This is a genomic window from Shewanella sp. SG41-3 (assembly GCF_014164545.1).
Taxonomy (GTDB): domain Bacteria; phylum Pseudomonadota; class Gammaproteobacteria; order Enterobacterales; family Shewanellaceae; genus Shewanella; species Shewanella vesiculosa.
Window position 1 is genome coordinate 84310 of record NZ_JACJFJ010000008.1, and the last position, 25819, is coordinate 110128.

Genomic DNA, 25819 nt, shown 5'->3' on the forward strand with positions numbered 1-25819 from the left:
ATTTCGCCAATCGCCTTGAGAGGTTTGTGCAATGGGTAAGTGGTTTAAATCAGGTTCACCGTGGATTTGGATGACCGGTGGTGCCGTTAGTATCAGTTTGATTGCCGTATTAGGCTTATTACTGTTAATCGCTTGGCGTGGTCTAAGTTACTTTTGGCCCGCTGATGTTTATCAATGGCAGCTTGAAGACAATAATGGGGTTAAAAGTACCCTTATTGGTGAAATTTATGACCGTGAAGAAGTGCCAACAGAGCGCTTAATTTCAGCAGGGCATAAGTTTACTAAGCATCCTGGTGAGTTTGTGATGCGTTATTTGGTTAAAACCGGTAACCGTGAGTTTGTTGGCTTAGATTTTCGTTGGATCCTTGCAACAGATATCGTCAGCCGTTCAATTCCCGCTGATGTCGCTAAGCTTGAGCGTACGCAAAATGGTAACTTTTACGGTTATCCTGTTGCGGTTATCGAAGACGGTAAACGCTTAGCGTTAAACAGTGAATCAGATATAGAAGCTTCTTTGTTTGACCACATAGATCGCGCTGTAGCGATTTCTGATCAAGCCTTGGAGTTGCAAAAAAGCGATATTGGTTCGATTAATTACCAAATGGAGCGTTTACGTTTAAAAGAACGTGGATATGAGCTGGATGGTGAATTAACTGAGGCACGTAAGGCTGATATTAAGGCGCAACTTGATCAACTGCAGCAAGACTACTTAGTGCTTGAAAAAGACTTATTTGCTCTGCGTGACAAAGCTGCCCGTGACTCTGTAATTATTAAAGACATGCGCGGCGTTGAGGTTACCTTGCCTCTAGACTCTATTTTAGACGTAAGCTATGTCAATCATATGAGTTTGCTGCAAAAGATAACTCACTGGTTTGTTGGCATAGGTCGCTTTGTCAGTGATGACCCACGTGAAGCAAATACTGAAGGCGGGGTGTTCCCAGCGATATTCGGTACGGTATTTATGGTGATGTTGATGGCGGTGATTGTGACCCCATTTGGTGTTATTGCAGCCATTTACTTACATGAATACGCTAAGAAAGGTCCGATTACCAAGCTGATCCGTATTGCGGTGATTAACTTAGCCGGTGTGCCTTCAATTGTGTATGGTGTATTTGGTTTAGGCTTCTTCGTTTACATGATGGGCGGCTCAATTGACCAATTGTTCTTCCCCGAAGCCTTGCCATCCCCAACATTTGGCTCACCTGGGGTACTGTGGTCTGCACTAACCTTAGCTATTTTAACGTTACCAGTGGTGATTGTATCGACGGAAGAAGGCTTAAGCCGTATTCCGAGTGCAGTACGTCAAGGTAGTTTGGCCTTAGGTGCAACCAAAGCCGAGACTTTATGGCGTATTGTCATACCAATGGCAAGCCCAGCGATTATGACCGGTTTGATTTTGGCAGTAGCCCGCGCAGCAGGTGAAGTGGCACCGTTAATGTTGGTTGGTGTGGTTAAGCTCGCGCCAACATTACCGATTGATATGAATTTCCCGTTTGTGCATTTAGAACGTAAGTTTATGCACTTAGGTTTCCATATTTACGATGTCGGCTTCCAAAGCCCTAACGTAGAAGCTGCTCGTCCATTGGTGTATGCAACTTCGTTCTTATTAGTATCTGTAATTGTTGCCCTTAATTTAACCGCTATCAGCGTGCGCAACCATTTACGTGAAAAATTCCGTTCGCTAGAACACTAATTAGCGATATCCTGAAGGAAAGATAAAATGATTTCTATTGATAGTTCAACAATGAAAAAAGAAGCCGTTGATTTAGTTAACTTACCGGCACAGGATACCGCGCTTGAGATACGTAACTTAGATTTACGTTACGGGAATAAACAAGCGTTATTTGATGTGTCGATGAAGATCCCTAAAAAACAAGTTACTGCTTTTATCGGCCCAAGTGGTTGCGGTAAATCAACGCTGTTACGTTGTATTAATCGCATGAATGACTTAGTTGATATTTGTAAAATTGATGGTGAAATCTTGCTTCATGGACAAAATATTTATGACAAGAAAGTTGATGTAGCAGCATTACGTCGTAACGTAGGTATGGTGTTTCAGCGTCCTAACCCGTTTCCTAAATCAATTTATGAAAACGTGGTTTATGGTTTACGTTTGCAAGGGCTAAGCAACCGTCGTGATTTAGATGAAGCGGCTGAACGTTCACTGCGTGGCGCAGCCATTTGGGATGAAGTGAAAGACCGCCTACACGACAATGCATTTGGATTATCAGGTGGTCAGCAACAACGTTTGGTGATTGCTCGTGCCATTGCCATTGAGCCAGAAGTATTATTACTCGATGAGCCAACGTCGGCACTGGATCCAATCTCAACCTTAACCATTGAAGAATTAATCACTGAATTAAAGCAAAAATATACCGTGGTGATTGTGACGCATAATATGCAACAAGCGGCGCGAGTGTCAGATCAAACGGCATTTATGTACATGGGTGAACTGGTTGAATACGCTAATACCAACACCCTTTTCACGACCCCTAAAAAGCGTAAAACAGAAGATTATATTACCGGTCGCTACGGTTAATCTGGCTAAAACGCTTTTAATTAATATACAAAATTTAGGTGGGTATCATGGATAAAATGAATTTAAGTAAACATATATCAGGCCAGTTTAATGCTGAGCTTGATGATATTCGCAATCGCGTATTGGCGATGGGCGGTTTAGTTGAACGTCAGCTTGAGCAAGCATTAGATGCTCTTGCAAGCCTTGACTCAGAGCTGGCTCAACAAGTGATTGAAGGCGATCATAAAGTGAATGGCATGGAAGTGGCTATTGACGAAGAATGCACTCGTATTATTGCCAAGCGTCAGCCTGCAGCAAGTGACTTACGCTTAATTTTGGCTATTTCAAAAACCATTACCGATCTTGAGCGTATTGGTGATGCGTGTGTTCGTATTGCTAAAGCCGCGGTTGAAAAACGTGCTAACAGCCAACAACCTTTATTGGTGAGTATTGAAAACATGGGGCGTCATGCCACACGTATGCTGCACTCAACTTTAGATGCATTAGCTCGCATGGATGCTGACCAAGCATTTGAATTACATAAAGAAGATGCCAAAATAGACAAAGAGTATGAAGGTATCATCCGTCAATTAATGACTCATATGATGGAAGATCCGCGCTCAATTCCTGGTGTATTAGACGTATTATGGGCTGCGCGCGCTGTTGAGCGTGTTGGCGATCGTTGTAAGAACATCTGTGAATACGTGATCTATTATGTAAAAGGTAAAGACGTTCGTCATATTTCTTACGAAGAAATGGAAAAAGAGCTTTAAGTCTCTAAATTGTAATATTCAAATCTAGAGTGCTTAAGTAAGCCATTTTTCGACCTTGTAATAAAGCCCCCATCGATAGGGGCTTTTTTTATGCAATTAAGAGAAATGTATCATCAATATCATCAATATATTGATGACCAAATCTACTTTTTCATTGATTCGGCTGATCTTTTTTTTAAGTAGTTTTTTCTAAATACTAATGATTTAACAAACGATTATGTGGACATAATGACCATTGTTGGGATCATGCTATGGTTCATATTGTCGCAATGACGTTGTTAAATTTATATTTAGGCATATTAATTTAGAGGTGTGTCGCGTTTTTAATATGGCACTGTAATTGCTTTATTTCAGTATCCATTCCTTACGGCAAGATATATGAGATGTGAGATCAATCGTTTCGATAACGTAAATAAGATTTCAGGTGAGTTCAGTGGCGCATTTGCTGATTTAGGTACCTTTCTTCCTCTCGTTTTAGGCTTAATTTCCCTTAATCAATTCTCCCCCCAAGGGATATTTTTAGGCTTCGGTTTTTTTGCCTTATTTACGGCATTTTATTATCGACGCCCCATTCCGATACAACCTATGAAGGTGATCAGTGCGTTAGTCATTGCAGAAGGAATGTCTCCTGGAATGTTACAAGCATCCGCCATGTTAATGGGCCTAATTCTACTTTTTTTAGCCTATAGCGGCATTATTCAATGGATGGCTAAGTTGTTATCGCCGGCGATCAGTATTGGGATCCAGCTGGCAATAGGACTCCAATTGATATGGTTAGGTGGCGTCATGATGAGCGAAACATGGTGGGTCGGCATACTTGCTTTTAGTTTTTTGTTTGCCAGTCGTTTTATGCCAATGCAATATTTGGTGATGCCGGTAGTGATTATTCTTGGCATTGTTTGGCAGTTAACAAGTGGGACTCTGCCAAGTGTTAACTTGAGCCATACCAGTGTTTGGCCGTTGAGTTGGCCGAGTATCGATGAGTGGGGTTCTGCTGCCGTTTTATTGGTGCTACCTCAGTTAGCGCTCACATTGACCAATGCAGTGATTGCGATTTCTGCGATGGCAAAAGATAAATTTCCTCAAGAAAGTGAAAGATTTGAACCACAACAATTTGCTAAAAGCTCTGGTTGGGCTAACTTGCTGTTATCGCCTTTTGGTGCAACGGCAATGTGTCATGGCGCTGGTGGGTTGGCGGTGCAATATCACTTTGGCGCACGAACCTGGCTAGCACCGACTATTTTTGGTAGTGCGTGCATTGTTATTGCCATCTTTTGGGGTAAAGGTATTGCCAGTGCATTGTCATTGATCCCTTTAGCCGTTTTAGGCAGTTTACTTGCCATAGCAGGGACACAATTAGCATGGTCTAAACGTTTATTTGATGGCAAGCCGTTTTGTATGTTGGTTATTTTATCAACCGCGGTGACGTGTTTATTGATTAACACCGCAGCCGGTTTGGCCGTTGGTGTTGTACTAGAGTTAGGTCGTCACCAATGGTTGAATCTTGTTAACTCGAAACAGTAATCGTGCCCTTGTAGGGTAATATTTGTGAGCTTATGATGTCTTTTTTTATCTGGGCAGTCTGACAGCGCAGCAATAGTCCAATGAGTCAGTTGCTATTTTTGAAGTGACTAATCAACAAACTGTGGTAACATTTTTGTCCTGTTCTATCTTCTTTTGTGTGATCAATGAAAAATACCCTTACTCGTGGTTTAACGAATTTATTACCTATGGTGCTATCGATCTGGCTTTTCTGGTCATTGTTCATCTCCCTTGATGGTTTAGGTAAGCTATTACTTGATATTGTTGGAATAGAACCTGTTTTTGTCGGCGCAGGTTTTTGTTTGGTTGCAGCCTTAGTCTTTATTGCGGGATTATTATTTTCAGTTAGCCCAATTGTATGGGTCTATGGCTGGATTGAAAATCAACTGATGAAGTTTCCATTGTTTAAATCGGTTTATGGCAGCATTCGGGATATTGCCAGTTTAATGAACCGTGACGGCCAACCTAAAACCCAAAAAACCGTGTTAGTAAAGCAAGCCAATGGTAGCTTTGTAGTCGGTTTTATCATGAGTGAGTTTGCGCCACAGCCCTTAGTTGATGCTTTGCCTGAAGGCGATTGGGTGCCAGTATTATTTCAATTGAGTTATCAAATTGCTGGGGTAACAAGCTTAGTAAAGCGTGAAGACTTAATCAGTGTTGATTGGTCTTTTGAAGATGCAATGCGCTTTAATTTAACCGCTGGAATATCGAATAGCAAAGACGCTTCATAGCCGCTAAAATCTGTTTGGAGCGATAACAGTTGATAAAAGCGATAGCTGCCAACGCTGTACTAAAAATAAAGCGTTTTAGGGCTAAAGACTAGGACGGATTTGCCGTTCTGCTCGTTCGTTTGTCATCTCTAGTTATCGCTTTGACTTTGCATATATGACCATTGCAGCGTAATGGTCTACAAGATGCTATAAACAATTACCCCAAGTGATAACAGTGATTTATCCTTGAGGCCATTTTATTTATGAGTGATAAATTAATGTCAGCCAACGAAAGTAAATTAGATAAAGTATTAGCTGAAGCCAGAGACTATAAAGCCTCTCGTGAGAAAGGCTATCGTGAGCAAGCGCTTAAGCTTTACCCTTGGGTATGTGGTCGCTGTACTCGCGAATTCACCCATAAAAACTTATCTGAACTCACGGTACATCATCGCGATCATAACCACGATAACAACCCATCAGATGGCAGCAATTGGGAATTATTGTGCTTGTACTGCCACGACAACGAACACTCACGTTTTGAAGAATTAATTCGCTATGGCAGTACCAAAGAAGCTAAACAACAAGCTGCCACCTTCAACCCATTTGCTGACTTAAAAGCCATGATGAAGAAGTAGTTCAGCGACGGGTAAAGTGCTAAGAGCGATGACAAATTGATAACCGGCGATGACAAGCGCGAAACAGCCTAGGATCTAGGACGCTTCGCGGCGAGATGCTATAACATCAAATTCAAAAGGGTGAAGCTTAGGGGCTAGGTTCCATCATGGCAATACTTCTGAGCTATGCCTGATGCTTTACCCTTGTTATAGAAGGCCAAGTGCACTAGCAGGACGCAGTCCGCCCTAGTATCTAGGCTCGTAACCACTCGTAACCACTCGTAACCACTCGTAACCACTCGTTATAACCTATCAGCGTTTAATCCGTTTTTCAGCTTCCAACCATTTGGCTCGTGACAAGGTCTGATTATTGCTCTCACCTAAAAACTGTTGTTTTCTGGCCGTTAAACTGTCCCAAATGAGCTGTTGTTGCTCATCATTCATTTGTGACCAAGTGACAATCTCATCGATGTGACGAAAACAACCCATACAATAATCATCAGCATTTAAGCCACAACGGGCGACACAAGGTGAGTGCATAGTTTACAATTCCGGTTTAGGTATTCAATGGACTGCATCCTATCATTTCAATCAGCTAAGGTTAACTATAAGCAGCCATATGTCAGTAATCGATTATCATTCTACCTTTAACGCGGTCGATACACTTCTTGATGCTTTAAAACCCTTATGGCAGCTGGTTGCTTTTGAGTGTGACCACTTACCTTGGCAACAGACCTTTCCGCAGTTAGCTCAAAAAGTGTGGCAGCTTGACGATGGTGAGATAGATAGCCTCGATATGGATCAGCAGTTGCTGGTTGAGACGTTATTGCCCAGTTTGATGAGCGATATTAAACAAAGTCTATTACCACAGGCTGACGAACTCATTAGTCAACTAAGCTGGTTAGTCATCACTTCGACTACACAATCTGTTAATTCAGATAATACGGTCGATTTTCCCAGTCAAGAGCAACAAAATAATCAGCCTGAAAATGACGATTTAGTGCATTTTAGCGCTCATATTAAAGGGCGGAAATGGCAGCAAATTACGGCGTTTTCACATCAAGTTGATCCAAAGTATCAACCATTGTTACCTCGATTACCCATTTTAGAATGGTGTGCTGGTAAAGGCCATTTAGGCCGTTTAGTCGCCAAGCAGCAACAGGTTGAGGTGACCAGTCTTGAGTGGCAAGCGAGTTTATGCGCCCAAGGGCAAATGTTTGCCAAACAATGGCAAATCCCGCAGCGTTTTATTTGTGCCGATGCGTTTGCGCCAATAGACTCAAATAAACCGCTATTGTTAATCGATCAACATGCCATCGCATTGCACGCCTGCGGTGACTTACACATACGTTTACTCAAGTTAGCAACCTTAGCAGGTACTCGGGCGATTTCTATTTCACCTTGTTGTTATCATTTGATTGAGCATGAAGATTATCAGCCGTTATCGGCTTTAGCCAAAGGCAGCGCTCTGAAGCTGTCAAAGCATGATTTACAACTACCATTGCAACAAAGCGTTATTGCCAACAGTAAAAAACAACAATTACGCAATCAAGAGGTATCATGGCGTTTAGGATTTGATAGCTTGCAGCGAGATATTCGAGGTGTAGAGGCTTATTTGCCGGTGCCGACGATTAAAAAAAGCCAGCTTAGCGGTAGTTTTAGCGATTTTTGCCAATGGGCAGCAAATCAAAAGCATTTATCACTATCCAGTGAGATTAATTTAAGCCATTATTTGCACCGCGGTATTGCGCGTCAACGCCTGACAAAGCGAATCGATTTAGTGGCTCATTTATTTCGTCGTGCATTGGAGCGCTGGCTATTGCTCGACCGAGTCTGTTTTTTACAGGAGCAGGGATACCAAGTTACCTTGGCTGAATTTTGTGCAAACAGTGTGACACCACGAAATGCCTTGATCCAAGCAATTAAAACAGACGAATAACAGCATTTGTCACAAATCGGTAAATTAAACCATTGTTTATACTAGTCTATTTACCTTAAAACTGTGAAAATCAACATACTAGTTAATCAAGCAATGAAATCTAACCATAAATAATTATCCAAATGACGGTATTGGCTTACTGTTTTTGATTGAATAATTAGGCCATTCTTGTTCAAATGGCGGGTTAATAACGAATAACAACTATTCTAGTGGCTTTTGGGCTTGCTAGAGCGAAGCGAATTATACGGTTTAATGAAATATTCACGCGTCTTTATCAATAGTCTGGCCTATGAGCTAGCACCACAAGTAGTGTCGAGTAGCGATTTAGAATCTCGCTTGGCGCCACTGTATCAAAAGTTTCGTATTCCAATGGGGCAACTTGCCGCGTTAACCGGAATTACCGAGCGTCGCTGGTGGCCTAAAGGTCATCGTTTATCAGATGGTGCCATTGCTGCAGCACGAAAGGCCTTGAATGAAACCGGAATCAATGTCAGTGATTTAGGCGCGGTGGTTTACACCGGTGTCTGTCGTGACCAACATGAACCCGCTACCGCTTGTCGTATTGCTGCTGAACTCGGGGTGTCTAAAGACACTGCAATCTACGATATCAGTAATGCGTGTTTAGGTGTGTTGTCGGGCATTTTAGATATTGCTAACCGCATAGAGTTAGGCCAAATCAAAGCCGGTATGGTGGTGTCGTGTGAATCTGCACGAGACATAGTTGATGCGACCATCGACCACATGTTAGCTGAACCGACCATGCAAAATTTTGCTCAATCACTGGCGACATTAACTGGTGGCTCAGGCGCTGTTGCGGTAATTTTAACCGACGGCACTTTGGACCTTAAAACCACTCGCCAACACCAGTTGTTAGGGGCGAGTCATTTGTCTGCACCAGAACATCACCAATTGTGTCAATGGGGCCTGCAAGAAGCTGGGCACTTGTTGTACCGTGAGTTTATGCGTACAGATGCTGTCACCTTATTGAAAGAAGGTGTCGAGCTTGCCAAGCACACTTGGGAGCATTTTTTAGAGCAGCGTGATTGGGTTGTCGAACAAGTTGATAAAGTGATTTGTCATCAAGTGGGGGCTTCCAACCGCAGACAAGTGCTCAATGCATTAAATATACCCCACGAAAAAGAATATCCCACCTATCAAACATTGGGCAATATGGGCACGGTCTCACTTCCTGTGACGGCGGCAATTGCTCATGATGAAGGCTTTTTACGTGTTGGCGATCAAGTCAGCTTTTTAGGAATAGGCAGTGGCTTAAACTGCATGATGTTAGGAATTAAGTGGTAAGCCTATGGCTGCACTGACGTTTTTGCATTTCATTATAAAAATAGTTAACAGGATGCATCATGCTAGACAACTTGCTGCCATTTAAACGTCATTTTTTAGATCGTAATGGCAATAAACTGCACTATATCAACGAAGGCCAAGGCGAGCCTGTTGTGATGGTGCACGGTAATCCTAGTTGGAGTTACTACTACAGAAATTTAGTCAGTGCCTTGAGTGATTCCCATCAATGTATTGTGCCAGATCATATTGGCTGTGGTTTATCAGACAAACCTGATGATCCTCAATATGATTACACTTTAAAAAGCCGCATTGACGATTTAGAAGCTTTGCTGGACAGTCTTGATGTTACACAAAACATTACTCTAGTGGTGCATGACTGGGGCGGTATGATTGGTATGGGCTTTGCGGCGCGTCATCCCGATCGCATTAAGCGTATCGTGTGTTTAAACACTGCAGCCTTTCATTTGCCTAAAACCAAGCCGTTTCCATGGGCGCTATGGATTTGTAGAGAAACTTTGCTAGGCACCTTGCTGGTTCGTGGTTTGAATGCGTTTTCGTCAGCGGCTTCTTATGTCGGCGTTAAGCGAAAGCCAATGGCAAAAGAGGTTCGAGAAGCCTACGTTGCGCCTTTTAATTCGTGGAAAAATCGTATTTCGACCTTACGCTTTGTGCAAGACATTCCCCTAAAGCCAGGCGATCGTAATTATGATTTAGTCACCAGTATTGGCGAAAGCTTAAGTCAGTTTGCTGATGTCCCGACACTGATTTGCTTTGGTTTACAAGATTTTGTATTTGATAAGCATTTTTTACAAGAATGGCGACAGCGAATGCCTCATGCCACTGTGCACGAGTTTGCTGACTGCGGTCATTACATTCTTGAAGATGCCAGCGACGAAGTCATTGGCTTAATCAAAGATTTTATCGCAAAAAACTAATCCGACTAAAAGGCTCATTTGAGCCTTTTAGTGATTTTAAGCGTCTAAAAAGTTTGGCTTGGTTATCTGTGTTATCACAGCAAGCCTGCTCAGATGAATCATCCACATTAGTCAGAATGAATAAACATGACTCAAACCACCGTTGTCGCTAATGCCAATATCTGCCAGCATCTAAACACCGCTGCGCAAACCATGCCAACAGAGCTTGCCGTTGCTGTGCAACATGCCAAGCAAGGGCGATTTGATTATCAAGAAATTGATTTTATCAGTCTGCATCAGCAATCCGATATGATTGCCAAAGGCTTATTGCAATTTGGTATTACGCGCGGCATGAAAGCCGTGTTAATGGTGACACCCAGCCTTGAGTTTTTTTCGCTTACCTTCGCCTTATTCAAAGCGGGGATTATTCCTATTCTGGTCGATCCTGGCATGGGCATTAACAACCTTAAACAGTGTTTTGAAGAGTCACGCCCGGATGTGTTTATTGGCATACCTAAAGCCCATATTGCAAGGCGTATCCTCGGTTGGGGTAAGGGCAGTGTTAAACACCTTATTAATGTCGGAGGCTCGGGTTTACAGCGTTGGTTAGCCAATGCGATTAGCCTAGAAACCATAATTGAAATTGGCCGTAATCAAGCGCAACCGCTTAAGATAGCATTGCTTGAACGCGATGAAATGGCGGCGATTTTATTTACCAGTGGTAGCACAGGAACCCCCAAAGGCGTGGTTTATAGTCATGGGATGTTTGAAGCACAAATTAGCGCCCTTAAACACGATTACGGTATTACTCCTGGCGAGCGAGACTTAGCCACATTCCCGCTATTTTCATTATTTGGCCCAGCACTGGGCATGGCGTCTATTGTGCCCGACATGGATGCCAGTAAACCCATTAGCGCCAATCCTGCCAATTTGTTTGCTGCAATCGATCAATATCAATGCAGTAACATGTTCGTTAATCCCGCCTTATTAGAACGCTTAGGCCAAGCGGGCGAGCAAACTCAGCATAAGTTAACCAGTGTTAAACGGGTTATTTCAGCTGGTGCGCCAGCCACAATTAGCTCGATTAAACGTTTTAGCCAAATGCTTAACCCACAGGTTGAAGTGCTGAATTCTTACGGCGCGACAGAATCTTTGCCTATCAGCATGATTGGCAGCCATGCATTGTTTGCTACTAGCGAATTAACCGATCAAGGTAAAGGCATTTGTGTCGGTAAGCCAATACAGTCTGTCAGTGTGGATATTATTGCGGTTACTGATGCAGCGCAGCCTGAATGGGCAAAGGTTAATAAGCTTAGCGCCAACCAAATAGGTGAAATCGTGGTGAGTGGTCCCATGGTCAGTCAAGCCTATTATCAACGTCAACATGCGACAGACTTAGCTAAAATTAACGATGGCGATCGCGTCATTCATCGTATGGGTGACGTAGGATATATCGACGATCACGGCCTATTGTGGATGTGTGGACGTAAAGGTCACATAGTTGATGCTACGCGAGGTAAGCAGCGACTTAAACGCTTTTATACGCTGCCCTGTGAGCGAGTGTTTAATACTCATCCTCAAGTTAAACGTTCCGCCATTGTTGGCGTTGATGTTAATGGTGATATGGTTCCGGTTTTGTGCGTCGAATTACACAAAGGCATTGTTTGCTCAACCTCTAAGATCCTTTATCAGGAGCTAATGGCATTGGCTCAGCAGTATCCACATACTGAAGGCATTGGGCGCTTTTTAATTCATCCAGATTTCCCTGTCGACGTACGTCATAATGCGAAAATCTTCAGAGAAAAACTCGCCATATGGGCCCAAAAGCAATGGAAAGAATAACGATGGATTTGGCAGACTTACATCCTTTGGAGCAAGCGGCATTGAAGCAGTTAGCGCAATCGGTCAGCAAAGTTTTTGTGACCGGTGCGGGTGGCTTTCTTGGGTTCGCCATTTGTCAGCGTTTATTAGCCGCGGGAATTGAGGTTGTCGGTTTTGCCAGAAGTCATTACCCTAAGCTTATAAAACTTGGGGTTGATATGCGTCAAGGTGATATTAGCGACTTTGCTAGTGTAAAACAGGCAATGCAAGGTTGCGATTTAGTTTTTCATGTGGCATCAAAAGCTGGCGTGTGGGGCAGTAAACAAAGTTATTTCTCGCCCAATGTCGATGGTGCAGCCAATATCATCAACGCATGCAAAGCGGTTAATATTCACAGGTTAATTTATACCAGCACCCCAAGTGTAACGTTTGCCGGTGTGGATGAAAATGGCATTAATGAATCTGCACCTTATGCCAGTGAATACCTTAATTACTATGGTGAGTCGAAAGCCATCGCTGAGGCCATGGTATTAAAAGCCAATCATCCCATGTTAAAAACGACCGCCTTAAGGCCGCATTTAATTTGGGGGCCAAATGATCCTCATCTAGTTCCGCGAGTGATCGAACGGGCTAAAGCTGGGCGCTTAAAGTTGGTAGGACACCAAGATAAACTGGTCGATACGATTTATGTCGATAATGCCGCTTATGCACATATTCTGGCAGCAGTTGACCTTGTTGGCGCCGCCAACAGTGCCGGTAAAGCCTATTTTTTAAGCAACGACCAACCAATTACAATGGCTGCAATGCTTAACCAGATCCTAGCTTGCGTCGATTTACCGCCAGTGACCAAGCGAGTCCCTGCATCTGTTGCTTATGCTGCTGGTGTGCTGCTTGAAACAGTCTACGGCTTACTTAACAAACAGCAAGAGCCTATCATGACTCGCTTTGTCGCAAGACAATTATCAACCAGTCATTACTTTGATATCAGCGCGGCAAAACAAGATTTAGGCTATCAGCCGCTGGTGAGTATTGAGAAGGGCATGCAAAAGCTTAAGTTATCACTGTCGCACTAATTGCCTGTTAATCATCTGCGTTGGCGGTTTAAGCTGTTAGCGCAAAATGTCTTTAATTATTGCCCATGATAATCTGCACTATAGAAAATCCCCTTACTAAAAACACCACACCAAATGGTTTGTAAAATTGTTTTTACATTAATGGTTTTGGTTATTTTTTAGCAATCGCTTGGTTATATTTTATTCCACTGTATCTTGAATCCCGACCACCATAAAAAAGTTATCCTAAAGAGGGTAACAACTCATAACAAGGTGGCGCAGGGAGAAGCAATGCAAGACAACAAGAACAACACATGGAATTTAGCAACCTTAGCTATTCATGGCGGCCATCAACGCGAAGCCTTTGGCTCACTTACTACACCACTTTACCAAACAGCCACATTTGTATTTGATAACGTAGAGCAGGGCGGCGCTCGCTTTGCTGGCGAAGAACCAGGCTATATTTATACACGTTTAGGTAATCCAACCACTGCAGAACTCGAGCGCAAAATGGCGTTGCTTGAAGGCGCAGAAGATGCGGCCGCAACCGCATCAGGTATGGCTGCTGTATCAAGTGCACTACTAACCCATTTACATGCAGGCGATCACTTGATTGCTTCCAAAGCCGTTTATGGTTGTACCTTTGCGTTAATGACCACTCAGCTGACTCGTTTAGGCATTACCAGCACCTTGGTCGATTTTACTGATATTGCAGCAATTGAAGCGGCTATTATGCCCAATACCAAAGTGATATTTTGTGAAACCCCAGTGAACCCACATTTACAAGTATTTGATCTTGCTGCAATCGCCAAGGTTGCTAAAGCCCATAAATTGGTATCAATAGTCGATAACACCTTTATGACGCCCTTATTGCAACAACCTTTAGCCATGGGTATCGACATGGTGATCCACAGTGCTACCAAGTACTTAAATGGCCATGGTGATGTTATCGCAGGTATTGTGTGTGGTAACGCCGAGCACATGCACCGACTCAAATATGAAATACTCAAAGACTTTGGTGGCGTGATCTCCCCACACGATGCTTGGCTCATTTTACGCGGCTTAAAAACCTTAGATGTGCGATTAACTCGCCACTGTGACAACGCTGAAGTATTAGCTGAATATTTAGATAAGCATCCTAAATTTAGCCAAGTTTTTTATCCAGGGCTAAGTCATCATCAAGGTCATGGTTTTATCGGTAAGCAAATGAAACGCGCCGGAGGGGTGATTGCATTCGAACTTAAAGGCAATAAGCAAGACGCGATCAACTTTGTTAATCGTCTCGAGCTCTTTACCATAGCAGTCAGTTTAGGTGATGCAGAATCCCTAATTCAACACCCAGCATCTATGACCCACTCACCATACACTCCAGAGGCCAGACTCAGTGCAGGTATCACCGACAACCTACTGCGTATCTCGGTTGGCTTAGAGAATGTAGAAGACCTGATAGCAGACATAGAACAAGCACTGCTGTAATAAAATTATACAAGCGGTAAGTCAAATGAAACACCTGGATCCCTGATAACAGATTTCAGGGATGACGAGCAAGACCAAACGGCATCATTTACTCATTCGTATATAAATTACGCCCACTACTCCGTCATTCCGGTATGCTTTTGAGCCGGATTCTTGGCATTTGAGGATGACTGAGCTGAAGTAAAGCCAAGACAACAGCTGGATCCCCGATAACAGATCTCGGGGATGACGACGGCGAGGCTAAATTCCCTCTATTCCGTCGTTCCGGCAATGCTTTTGAGCCGGAATCCAGGTGTTAGCTTTTACGCTTTTAAGTAAGATCAACAGCAACACCTGGATCCCTGATACAAGCATTCAGGGATGACGAGCGGGTAGGGCTTACAGTTACATGCCAATACAAAGTTACTACTACTTCATACAAACAACGCCCACTACTCCGTCGTTCCGGCAATGCTTTTGAGCCGGAATCCAGGTGTTAGCTTTTACGCTTTTAAGCAACGTCAAAAGAAACACCTGGATCCCTGATACAAGCACTCAGGGATGACGTGAGGGTGTGGCTTACAGTTACATGCCAATACAACGCTAGTAGGTGATGCTTACCACTACTTCATACAAACAACGCCCACTACTACGTCATTCCGGTAATGCTTTTGAGCCGGAATCCAGGTGTTAGCTTTACGCTTTTAAGCAACGTCAAAAGAAACAGCTGGATCCCTGATACAAGCACTCAGGGATGACGTGCGGGTGTGGCTTACAGTTACATGGCCAATACAACGCTAGTAGGTAATGCTTACCACTACTTCGTCATTCCGGTAACGCTTTTGAGCCGGAATCTTGGCATTTGAGGATGACTGAGTTGAAGTAAAGCCAAGACAACAGCTGGATCTCCCGATAAAAGCATTCGAGGATGACGGCGGTGAGGCGAAGTTTCCTCTATTCGTGATTCTGATAATGTTTGTTTATCCGTCATTCCGGTAATGCTTTTAAGCCGGAATCCAGTTTGTAGCTTTTACAGGCACCCATCTAACTAGATGCTATATTTTATTTATCATTTAGTCAGGTACACGCTTATGGATAAGCAATCATATATTTACATCATGGCTAATCGGCCTAATGGCACACTCTATATTGGAGTGACGTCTGATTTAATCAGACGAAATTGGGAGCATAAAAATGGCTTGTCTGATGGCTTTACTAAAAAATATTCAATTAATTTATTAGTCTACTACGAAGTTTTTGATGATATTTATAATGCTATAACAAGAGAGAAACAGCTTAAAAAGTGGAAGAGAGAATGGAAAATTCAATTAATTGAGAAGTTTAATCCACGTTGGGATGATCTCGAAATATAAATCAATCAGCTTTTATCATCAACAAGGCAAAGAATGGATCCCCGATAACAGATCTCGGGGATGACGACTGAAGTAAAGCCAAGACAACAGCTGGATCCCCGATAAAAGCATTCGAGGAAGACGGCGGCGAGGCTAAATTCCCTCTATTCCGTCATTCCGGCAATGCTTTTAAGCCGGAATCCAGGTGTTCGCTTTTTGCTTTTACACAAGGTCAACAGAAACACCTGCAGCCCGATAACAGATCTCGGGGATGACGACTGAAGTAAAGCCAAGACAACAGCTGGATCCCCGATAAAAGCATTCGAGGAAGACGGCGGCGAGGCTAAATTCCCACTACTCCGTCATTCCGGCAATGCTTTTGAGCCGGAATCCAGGTGTTGGTTTTTTGCTTTTACACAAGGTCAACAGAAACTCCTGGATCTCTGATAACAGATCTCAGGGATGACGAGCGGGTGGGTTTACAGTTACATGCCCAATACAACGCTAGTAGGTAATGCTTAGCACTACTTCATACAAACAATGCCCTCTATTCCGTCATTCCGGCAATGCTTTTGAGCCGGAATCCAGGTGTTAGCTTTTACGCTTTTACACAAGATCAACAGCAACACCTGGATCCCTGATAACAGATCTCAGGGATGACGTGCGGGTAGGGCTTACAGTTACATGCCAATACAAAGTTACTACTACTTCATACAAACAACGCCCACTACTCCGTCGTTCCGGCAATGCTTTTGAGCCGGAATCCAGGTGTTCGCTTTTACGCTTTTACAAAAGGTCAACAGAAACACCTGGATCCCTGATACAAGCACTCAGGGATGACGAGCGGGTAGGGCAATACCTAGAAGCTAGAACCTAAGAAACCAAATCTAAGCAACACCTGGATCCCTGATAACAGATCTCAGGGATGACGAGCAAGACCAAACTGCATCATTTACTCATTCGTATACAAACAACGCCCACTATTCCGTCATTCCGGTAATGCTTTTGAGCCGGAATCCAGGTGTTGGTTTTTTGCTTTTACACAAGGCCAACAGAAACTCCTGGATCCCTGATACAAGCATTCAGGGATGACGTGCGGGTAGGGCTTACAGTTACATGCCAATACAAAGTTACTACTACTTCATACAAATAACGCCCACTACTCAGTCGTTCCGGCAATGCTTTTGAGCCGGAATCCAGGTGTGGATTTTTGCTTTTACACAAGGTCAACAGAAACACCTGGATCCCTGATACAAACATTCAGGGATGACGAGCGGGTGGGGCAACACCTAGTAGCTAGAACCTAGGAACCCAAATCTAAGTAACACCTGGATCCCTGATACAAGCACTCAGGGATGACGTGCGGGTAGGGCAACACCTAGAATCTAGAACCTAGGAACCCAAATCTAATCAACAGCTAGAACCATACAACAGATCTCGGGAATGACGATTGGATAGTGATTCTGTGTGGCGGCTAAAGAATATATTGAATTTTAGGCATAAAAAAACAGCGCAAATTGCGCTGTTTTTTGTTTAAAGCAAATTCGTTTTGTTTATGTAAACTGTATTAAAACGAAATCGCGTTAAAAAATTAGTTGCTAGATATTGTTCCAGCGCCGCCGCCTGAGCCGCCGCCGAAGCCTGGGCCACCTGGAGCGGGTGCAGCACCAAATGCGCCGCCTGCAGCAGTTTGTAATTCTTCAAGGTTTGCCGCAACAATTGCAGGGTCAATACCGTTAGCAATCGCAACTGCTAAAATATCATCAGGCGTCATACCTGCAGCAACAGCCGCTTGTATCGCTTCGATAATCAATGCTTCATCGCCATTAGCAGCAATAAACGCATTAGCTAATTGTGTTGCAGCTTCTGAAACTGGAGTATTTTGAGTACTAGCGGTTAAAGTATCTTCAGCCATAACGCCGGCAGACATGCCCGAAGTCAATAATGCTGAAACTAATAACAGGGTTAATTTATTTTTGCGCATTATTTATTCTGCCTCGATATTTGTTGAATGACTAAAGTTATTCAGTTGCAATGCACTGATCCATGTACTTGTTGCGTTAGCGGGAATAATTGTACTGAAATTTCGCACAGCATACAATCCATTACCTTGTAAACCATCGATATTCATGAGTGAAAAATGTTCACCTATAACGACCGATTCTACCTGTGGTGCAATGATTTTAATGCCAATACCATGACAAATTTGAATCACCGTTTGAACAAAAAAGCGTGTGTCAGATTCAGCTATGTCACGCACATAACTAGGATCAATCTTAATGTAATCAATGTTTAAGTTTCTGATGTAGCAAAATGAACTCAAGCTAGAGCCAAAACGTTCAATGGCAATATCAATATCTAATTGCTTCGCTCGGCTAATAAACTTCTCTGTCGATTCAAGCGAAAGCATTGCACCAGACTCGTTAAATTCATACAAAAGTGGTGGAAGGGTTCTATGCAATTTTTGGTATAAATCAAACAACCAATCGGTAAACACTGGGTTATGCAGCGCACGGTTGCTAATGTTAATCGCCACACGCGTGTGTTCAATGTGTTGCAGCTTATAAAAAATAAAACACACAACAGCTTGTTCAAGATCTTGCAACAAGCCCAATCTTTCAGCCATGGCAAACACGTCTAAAGTCGATAAATTTTCTCCCGCTATTTTAAAGCGAACAAACGACTCAACATATAAAATCGATTGATTATCATCTACTACAGGCTGGAGCATTAAATCGAATAATTTATCTAACGGAATACACTTAATGGCAAAATCTTTGCTGCTAGAGTGGTTAATTTCGTTTTTGAAATACTCAGTAAACTGAGTCAAAATTCCAACCCATTCTTCACGTGAATGATTCTTTTGCATCCCCTGAGCAGAAACGAGCCCCTTGGCCTTATCTGCATATTGATTATGAACAAGCTGATTATCTAAACGCATAACGACATCAGCAAAGTCTTCTTGATGGTTTACGCGGGTGAGGCTATGTTTTGCAAAGCCATTACCAAAACGTGATGAGCTTTCAATCAAAATACTCGCAGCAATGTGCTCATCGACTTCTTTGGCTTCATCTTCAGTAAGAGAACTCAAAAAGGCAAATTCAGACCCAGAAATACGGTATAAGGTCGACTCTTGTAAACTGTTTATCTGCTTACTAAAAAGCTGTGCTCCAGATAAAATATAGTCATCACCACTGCCATAACCTTCATCGTCATTCACCTGCTTTAAAGAGGTCATCGACAACAAGCCTAAATAAAAGCGGTTTCCGTGTTGTTCATATTCAGCTTGAATTGACTCAAACTTTTTTAACAATGCTCGGCGATTTGGCAACCCAGTATGCGAGTCAATATAAACCTCATGCGACAAGGTTTCTGCCAATTGAGTTTGTTCGTTAAATGATCGCTGAATATTCTCAATCATACGATTAATCGCATTAACTAAAGTACGTAATTCAGTGGTAAAGGGCTTAATAGGATTAAGCTCAAAGCGTTTTTGAATCACCGACTCAGCTTGCTTCTCAATACTATTAAGAGGGGTTAATACCGACTTTAAAATGAAGTAAGCACACAATAATGCTATAACAAGTTGAAATAACGTTGAAGTTAAATTACTGACCGCATGATCCCATAAACTTTTATATGACGTACCCGCATGCGATTGCACTTCCAGTTTACCGGCAATACGCCAGCCGTCACTCACTTCACTGGTCATTACAGGAGGACGCAGCGTAAACCAACTGATAAACCATTCTGGTACAGCAAAGTTACCTTGAGGGTTGGTGCGTTCAAATAATACTTTGCCATCAAGATCGGTAAATGTAATGTGTTGATAATAGCCTGAATCGAAAATAGCATTGGTCATTGTTTCTGCAATTACCAGGCCTTCTTCATCCATATAAGGTGATATCGATAATCCTAAACTGTGTGCTGCACCTTGTGCATGAGATGCCAACTGCTCATTTAAATAGCCACGCATATTCGATACGTTATTGTATAACGCAGCGCCAAAGCTAAAAATCGATAAACAGCCTATTAGGAGATACAACTGTACTCGTAACGACATTCCTTTAGAAAACATGGTTTGCTCCAGATCCTTTGTAACGATTATTCGCCATTTTCAATTCGATTGATTAAATCAGTCCAATTTTTAGTGCCACCGCTAGTGGGCTTATTACTGCCTAATCCTTGCGCTTTTGCTAACCACAATCCTTTGCCATTAAATGAATAAACAGGCTTTAAATCTCGGCGTTGGCTAGCAGGTAAAATTTGTGTTTTTAAGTTATCTAACACCAAGGGCATTGCCTTTGGGTCTTCAAAGTAAATTAACACCATGTGGGGTTCATTTATCAATAAAGCACGCACATACATCAAGCGCATCTTACTCTCATCAACCCCCATGGCCTTTAATGTAAAATACTTAAAGATGGCAAAGTCTTCACAATCTCCACCTTTACTGCCTAATGATTCAAGTGGAGTCGCCCAATAATCACTTTTTTGCCAATGATCATTATCGCTTACAAAACGGATACGTCTATTAGCAAACTGATTGGCTAAATGTAAACGATCCATGTCACTAAGCGCACTTCCTTCAGCGATGGTATCTCGCCAATCACTAAAATCTTCTAGCCTGTCTTCACCATAACGTTGTTGAATTTGTTTAAAGAAATCGTCGGTAAACAAATCGTCACTTATGGTTGCCCAGCACACAGCAGAAAACACCACAGACATTACTAGCCAATGGCGATATTTATCCATGCCAAACACAGCAAACTTAATACGTTAATTCCTACTAATCATGTGAGCAAATTTAGCTAAGTGTAATAAATATACATAAATGGTAGTAATAAATATGCACATCATAATCTAGTTAACGATAAAACGACAATAAAATGACGAATTGCATAAATCTATATACCGCATCCAGAAATCTGCATCAGCATAGCGTAAAAATTCAACAAGTGCATTTAGTCTTATTTTTAACCAAAAAGCAAATAGGCGGATGGATTTTTTGACTGTGTCAATTTGTTGGCACGTAACTTGATTAACCCGAGGGGTGAAAAGGGCAATTTCAACATAAATGTTGTACTGAACAGTCTAATTAAGCGGCTAAAAACCTGGTAACTTTGATAGTTAACATAGAGTAATAAAATCAATAATGGTATTTAATTGTTATTAAACAGTGTTCTATTTTTAGTTTTACTGATTATGTTGGTGATAAAGGATTTCACTTATACCGCCTCGGCAGAGTGACAGATTATGATATTGCATTGCACCACTAAAGTGCAAATTGTTAGGTAATGCGGCCAAGTGGTGCGGCATAAATTTGTTTGCTAGTTCAGCATGTAGCTAATAAGCATTAACATCATGTTGCAAGTAAACACAGATTAGTTTGAAACGATGCCAGTAAAGAACATGCAGTAAAAAGCAGCTATTGACGAAAAATACGGGTAAAGAATGCACAAATTGACGAAAAAATGACGTTTAATTAAATTAGTCAAAAAACTGTCATTAACTTACGGTATACATTATAATCCCCGGCGAATAAGAGGAACGAAGATAAAACGAATAGTAGAGAAGGAATTGTAAATAAGGCATGAGGCCACAAATAACTATTGTTGAGCTTAAAATCAGAAGATTTTGCTTCGTTAGCTTATTTCCAACGTGAACTCATATCATTATTATTTTCTGCTACATCCCAGCCCATCACTTCGGGTTAGTGGCTTTGTGCTAACTAACTGTTAGATAGGGTAAAACTGATTTTACTTAATAATAACTAAGTACTTAAGTCAAAAATCAGTTAGTAGTGCTCTAAAAAGCATCTACTAAGGGATCTTCTACTGTTTCGTTCTGAAGCGTTAAACCTCAAAGAAATAGACAATTTGAAACGCGTCATAGCAATCTGGAAGCTGTAATCTAGTGGCGGTAGCGTGTCTTTTTTAGCTAAAAACCTGCCTGTTGAGATTGAAAAGATAAAATATAATTATATTAATCAATAGTATAAGTTGCATCCCTATAAGCGGTATTATCACTAGATTAATCAACAGCACCAATGCTAGAACCATAAATAGTATCTCGTTAGACTTAGTTAACAGTATCACTACAAGATTTATAAACACCGTTATTAGTAGATTTATAAAGGCCGTCATTATTAGATTCACAAACGCCGTCATTCTCAAGATCTGTTATTGGGAATCCAGCTGTAAATGTTTGCTTTAGCACTCTCCTGACTAATCACTGCAAACACAGATATGTAGGCTTAAAAAGCCACCAATAAAAATTATTCAAGTTCACCAGGAAGTTTATCTAAATGAAAATAGCGATTGCAGGTACAGGTTATGTCGGTTTATCTAACGCTATGCTATTGGCACAACACAATCAGGTTGTAGCGGTAGACATAATAGAACAAAAAATTGCCTTGCTTAACGACAAAATCTCACCGATTGCCGATACAGAAATCGAAGACTTTCTGGCTAATAAAAAGCTAAATTTTACTGCGACTTTAGATAAAGCGTTAGCATATAAAGATGCAAATTTTGTCATTATCGCGACACCCACAGATTATGATCCAGCTACAAACTATTTTAATACCTCATCGATAGAGTCAGTCATAAGAGATGTAATCAGCATAAACCCAAGTGCAGTTATGATCATTAAGTCTACTGTGCCAGTGGGCTATACCGAACGCATTAAGCAAGAATTTTCTTGTGACAATATTATATTTTCACCAGAATTTTTACGCGAAGGCAAGGCACTCCACGACAACTTGTATCCATCAAGGATTATTGTTGGCGAACAAAGTGAGCGCGCTCAAATCTTTGCTAACTTGTTAGTGCAGGGTGCAATTAAACAAGATATCGAGGTTTTGTTTACTCACTCAACCGAAGCCGAAGCCGTTAAGTTGTTTTCAAATACCTATCTAGCATTGCGAGTGGCTTACTTTAACGAGTTAGACACTTATGCAGAAGCACACGGCCTTGACAGTAAACAAATTATCGATGGAGTCTGCTTAGACCCACGAATAGGCAATCATTATAATAATCCTTCATTCGGCTATGGTGGATATTGTTTACCAAAAGACACCAAGCAATTACGTGCAAACTATGCCGATGTACCTAATAATTTAATTGGCGCAATTGTTGATTCAAATACCACCCGTAAAGATTTTATTGCCGATTCAATTTTAAAGCGTAACCCTAAAGTTGTTGGTATTTACCGCCTAATCATGAAGTCCGGCTCAGACAACTTCAGATCATCAAGTATTCAAGGCATCATGAAACGAATTAAGGCCAAAGGCATTGAAGTGATCATTTTTGAACCTGTTATGGAGCAAGATGAATTCTTTAGTTCGAAAGTATATAGCGATTTAGCACAGTTTAAAGCAGATGCTGATGTGATTGTGTCAAATCGAATTGCAGCAGAGCTTAGTGATGTAGTTACTAAAGTGTATACGAGAGATTTGTTCGGTAGTGACTAGATTCGTGGTAGTTATTTTTAGAATGAACTAATTTATATTTTATGTAATTTTAAGTGTTTTCCGAAGTTTGGTAAAATAAATATGAGAGTTGCAATTTTTTCTAAATCATTCCCTGTTATTTCTGAAACATTCATAATAAACCAAATCACAGGACTTATTGATTTAGGTGTTGATATAAGTATTCTTACCAATGAAATAAAAAATGAAAATGTAATGCACTCATCTGTTAAAGAGTATGCTTTAATGGATCATGTAATCTCTCTTTGTAATTATTCAGGTAATTCTAAGTTTAAGAAACTGTTAATATCAATATTGAATTTTTTTAGGTTAATAAAAAATCGTAAGATTATGGATGTTATAAGTATTTTGTTAGATAAATACTTATCGTTAGGGCAGAAAATAAATTTATTTTCTGCAATTCTTAATTTAAATCGGGACGTTGTTGAATATAAAAATATAGTTTGTCATTTTGGTGATAATGCTTATTATGTTTATAAGATGCGTTCCCTTGGTTTGTTCTCAGGACCTATATCAGTTGTTTTTCATGGTTATGAAATGAGTCGCTATGATATTGTAAATAAGAATCTGCCACAATACAAACAGGTTTTTAAATTGTGTGAGATATTTCTTCCAATAAGTCAGCTTTGGAAAGATAAGCTAATTGAATGGGGATGTGATCCATTAAAAATAAAAGTTCATCGAATGGGTATAAATGTAGATGATTTTAAAATAATAAATATAAATAAAAAGTTCTCATCGCCATTAAATATTATTCAAGTTGGTAGGCTTACAGAAAAGAAATCAATACTAAATTCAGTTAAGGCTATCATTATTGCAAAAAAAGAAGTCAATTTGGTATTCACAATTATTGGAGATGGTGATGACTATGTTGAAGTTGAAAATTTGATTCGTCAAAACAAAGCTGAAAATTATATAAAATTATTAGGCAGTCAACCACAAACTATTGTCAAAGATTACCTTCAGTTCGCTGATATATTCTTACTTCCGAGTGTTAGAGCATCTGATGGTGATATGGAAGGAGTTCCGGTTGCTTTAATGGAAGCAATGGCATCTGGTTTAATCGTACTATCTACATACCATTCTGGTATTCCTGAGTTGATAAATAATTACGAATCAGGATTTTTAGTTAAAGAAGGTAGTGTTGACGATTTAGCGAAAGGCATCGTAAAAATTAGTAATCTTTCACAAAGAAAAATAGTTGCTATTAGAAAGAATGCTCGAAATGTTTGTATTAAAAAATTTAATAATAAAATTTTAAATGAAAATCTATATAGATTATAACTAAAATATTGAATGTCTTTAACCATATTTTTGTATAGTATAGTCATATTATAAGAGAAATTATGAATGAAATATAAATCATACAGTGATTTAAGCAGAGATGTTAGTAGTAATATTCACAAAATTAATACTCAAAATTTCGACTTGATCGTTGGTATTCCAAGAAGTGGGATGATTCCTTCTTATATGGTGTCATTATTACTTAATGTCCACTGTATAGATTTACCCGCATTTCTTAGAAATGAGAAATTATGCAAGGGTATAACTCGAAATATTGGTAGTAATATAGAATACTCACATGATGCCAAAAATATATTACTAATAGATGATAGTGTGCTGTCAGGAAAGTCTATGTTGGATGCGGTAAATAAAATACCATCTACATTTAAAGGTAAAATATCAACAGCAACAGTGTATTGTAGCGATAATAAACATGAAAACGTTGATATCATACTCACAAGGGTAGAGCCCCCACGGGTATTTGAATGGAATATTTATCATCACCCTGTAGTTACTAATTCATGCTTCGATATCGATGGTGTACTTTGCTATGACCCAACAAATAAACAGAATGATGATGGTGATAGATACCTAGAGTTTTTAGTGAATGCAAAACCACGGTTTATCCCTACTGAGAAAATTAACTTTTTAGTTACTAATCGATTAGAAAAATATCGTTATGAAACAGAAGTATGGCTAGCTAAGCATGGCGTTAGATTTAACAAATTGATTATGTTAAATCTATCAACTAAAGAAGATAGATTAACTCAAACTGATTATTATGCACATAAAGCTAATTTTTATAAAAACAGTGATTGTTCACTTTTTGTTGAAAGTGATATCAACCAAGCAATTGAAATTGCTAATCGTTCCAATAAATTTGTATTTTGTGTTGATGAAAATATTATGGTGATGCCAGGTGGTTTTAAACGATTAAAAAATAAGAAATATTTCCTATCAAAACTACGGTATAAACTTTCTAAAATACATTTTCTAAGAAAAATATATGATATTTTAAAAAACTATAATTAAAAATAAATTTTATTATCAA

General features: G+C 40.7%; 20 protein-coding genes. 16 read left to right on the top strand and 4 right to left on the bottom strand.

What is annotated here, in order from left to right; genetic code table 11:
• Positions 1 to 31 precede the first annotated feature (31 nt).
• From pstA to H5164_RS15760, 6 genes are all read left to right on the top strand, one after another.
• Complete coding sequence (gene pstA, locus H5164_RS15735) at positions 32 to 1693, top strand: phosphate ABC transporter permease PstA (RefSeq protein WP_182698511.1); 1662 nt, start codon at positions 32 to 34, stop codon at positions 1691 to 1693.
• A 27-nt stretch (positions 1694 to 1720) separates the two neighbouring features.
• Positions 1721 to 2539 carry a phosphate ABC transporter ATP-binding protein PstB gene (gene pstB / locus H5164_RS15740; protein WP_124016197.1) on the top strand — a complete coding sequence of 273 codons (819 nt, stop codon included), beginning with the start codon at positions 1721 to 1723 and terminating at the stop codon, positions 2537 to 2539.
• 47 nt (positions 2540 to 2586) lie between these two features.
• On the top strand, positions 2587 to 3291 hold the full coding sequence (gene phoU / locus H5164_RS15745; protein ID WP_124016196.1) for a phosphate signaling complex protein PhoU: 705 nt from the start codon (positions 2587 to 2589) through the stop codon (positions 3289 to 3291).
• Positions 3292 to 3669: 378 nt separating this feature from the next.
• A complete protein-coding gene (locus H5164_RS15750) occupies positions 3670 to 4815 on the top strand; it encodes a putative sulfate/molybdate transporter (RefSeq protein WP_182757040.1) in 1146 nt (381 codons plus the stop codon).
• Positions 4816 to 4979: 164 nt separating this feature from the next.
• Entirely contained in the window at positions 4980 to 5564 is a 585-nt protein-coding gene (locus H5164_RS15755; protein WP_124016194.1) for a DUF502 domain-containing protein, read from the top strand.
• A gap of 257 nt (positions 5565 to 5821) precedes the next feature.
• Positions 5822 to 6178: a YajD family HNH nuclease gene (locus H5164_RS15760; protein ID WP_124016274.1), complete on the top strand. Its 357-nt coding sequence runs from the start codon at positions 5822 to 5824 to the stop codon at positions 6176 to 6178.
• Positions 6179 to 6469: 291 nt separating this feature from the next.
• On the opposite strand, the gene H5164_RS15765 is transcribed toward H5164_RS15760, so the two are convergent.
• Positions 6470 to 6697, bottom strand: coding sequence for a DUF1289 domain-containing protein (locus H5164_RS15765; RefSeq protein WP_124016193.1), 228 nt, complete (start codon positions 6695 to 6697; stop codon positions 6470 to 6472).
• Between the two features lie 79 nt (positions 6698 to 6776).
• Here H5164_RS15765 and H5164_RS15770 point away from each other — a divergent pair, with 79 nt between their 5' ends.
• The 7 genes from H5164_RS15770 (at position 6777) to H5164_RS15800 (ending at position 16013) form a co-directional block, all read left to right on the top strand.
• Positions 6777 to 8096: a methyltransferase gene (locus H5164_RS15770; protein WP_182757041.1), complete on the top strand. Its 1320-nt coding sequence runs from the start codon at positions 6777 to 6779 to the stop codon at positions 8094 to 8096.
• Between the two features lie 252 nt (positions 8097 to 8348).
• A complete protein-coding gene (locus H5164_RS15775; protein ID WP_124016191.1) occupies positions 8349 to 9398 on the top strand; it encodes a 3-oxoacyl-ACP synthase III in 1050 nt (349 codons plus the stop codon).
• Positions 9399 to 9457: 59 nt separating this feature from the next.
• Complete coding sequence (locus H5164_RS15780; RefSeq protein ID WP_182757042.1) at positions 9458 to 10333, top strand: alpha/beta fold hydrolase; 876 nt, start codon at positions 9458 to 9460, stop codon at positions 10331 to 10333.
• Positions 10334 to 10459: 126 nt separating this feature from the next.
• Positions 10460 to 12154, top strand: a complete 1695-nt coding sequence (oleC, locus tag H5164_RS15785; protein WP_182757043.1) for an olefin beta-lactone synthetase — start codon at positions 10460 to 10462, stop codon at positions 12152 to 12154.
• Complete coding sequence (gene oleD, locus H5164_RS15790; RefSeq protein WP_259396839.1) at positions 12142 to 13206, top strand: 2-alkyl-3-oxoalkanoate reductase; 1065 nt, start codon at positions 12142 to 12144, stop codon at positions 13204 to 13206. The genes oleC and oleD overlap by 13 nt, the downstream gene beginning before the upstream one ends.
• Before the next feature lie 270 nt (positions 13207 to 13476).
• On the top strand, positions 13477 to 14661 hold the full coding sequence (gene megL / locus H5164_RS15795) for a methionine gamma-lyase (protein ID WP_182757044.1): 1185 nt from the start codon (positions 13477 to 13479) through the stop codon (positions 14659 to 14661).
• Between the two features lie 1070 nt (positions 14662 to 15731).
• Positions 15732 to 16013 (top strand): GIY-YIG nuclease family protein, encoded by a 282-nt coding sequence (locus H5164_RS15800; RefSeq protein WP_182742870.1) that lies wholly within the window; start codon positions 15732 to 15734, stop codon positions 16011 to 16013.
• A gap of 1570 nt (positions 16014 to 17583) precedes the next feature.
• Here the strand turns inward: H5164_RS15800 and H5164_RS15805 are convergent.
• The 3 genes from H5164_RS15805 to H5164_RS15815 are packed head-to-tail and all read right to left on the bottom strand — an operon-like array spanning position 17584 to position 20747.
• A complete protein-coding gene (locus H5164_RS15805) occupies positions 17584 to 17976 on the bottom strand; it encodes a hypothetical protein (protein ID WP_182757045.1) in 393 nt (130 codons plus the stop codon).
• Positions 17977 to 17979: 3 nt separating this feature from the next.
• Positions 17980 to 20070 carry a LapD/MoxY N-terminal periplasmic domain-containing protein gene (locus tag H5164_RS15810; protein ID WP_182757046.1) on the bottom strand — a complete coding sequence of 697 codons (2091 nt, stop codon included), beginning with the start codon at positions 20068 to 20070 and terminating at the stop codon, positions 17980 to 17982.
• A 26-nt stretch (positions 20071 to 20096) separates the two neighbouring features.
• Positions 20097 to 20747: a transglutaminase-like cysteine peptidase gene (locus tag H5164_RS15815; protein ID WP_259396841.1), complete on the bottom strand. Its 651-nt coding sequence runs from the start codon at positions 20745 to 20747 to the stop codon at positions 20097 to 20099.
• A gap of 1552 nt (positions 20748 to 22299) precedes the next feature.
• On the opposite strand from H5164_RS15815, the gene H5164_RS15820 reads away from it, so the two are divergent.
• The 3 genes from H5164_RS15820 (at position 22300) to H5164_RS15830 (ending at position 25800) form a co-directional block, all read left to right on the top strand.
• On the top strand, positions 22300 to 23466 hold the full coding sequence (locus H5164_RS15820) for a nucleotide sugar dehydrogenase (protein ID WP_182757047.1): 1167 nt from the start codon (positions 22300 to 22302) through the stop codon (positions 23464 to 23466).
• Positions 23467 to 23547: 81 nt separating this feature from the next.
• Positions 23548 to 24768, top strand: a complete 1221-nt coding sequence (locus tag H5164_RS15825; RefSeq protein WP_182757048.1) for a glycosyltransferase — start codon at positions 23548 to 23550, stop codon at positions 24766 to 24768.
• A 66-nt stretch (positions 24769 to 24834) separates the two neighbouring features.
• Positions 24835 to 25800, top strand: a complete 966-nt coding sequence (locus H5164_RS15830) for a phosphoribosyltransferase (RefSeq protein WP_182757049.1) — start codon at positions 24835 to 24837, stop codon at positions 25798 to 25800.
• Positions 25801 to 25819 lie beyond the last annotated feature (19 nt).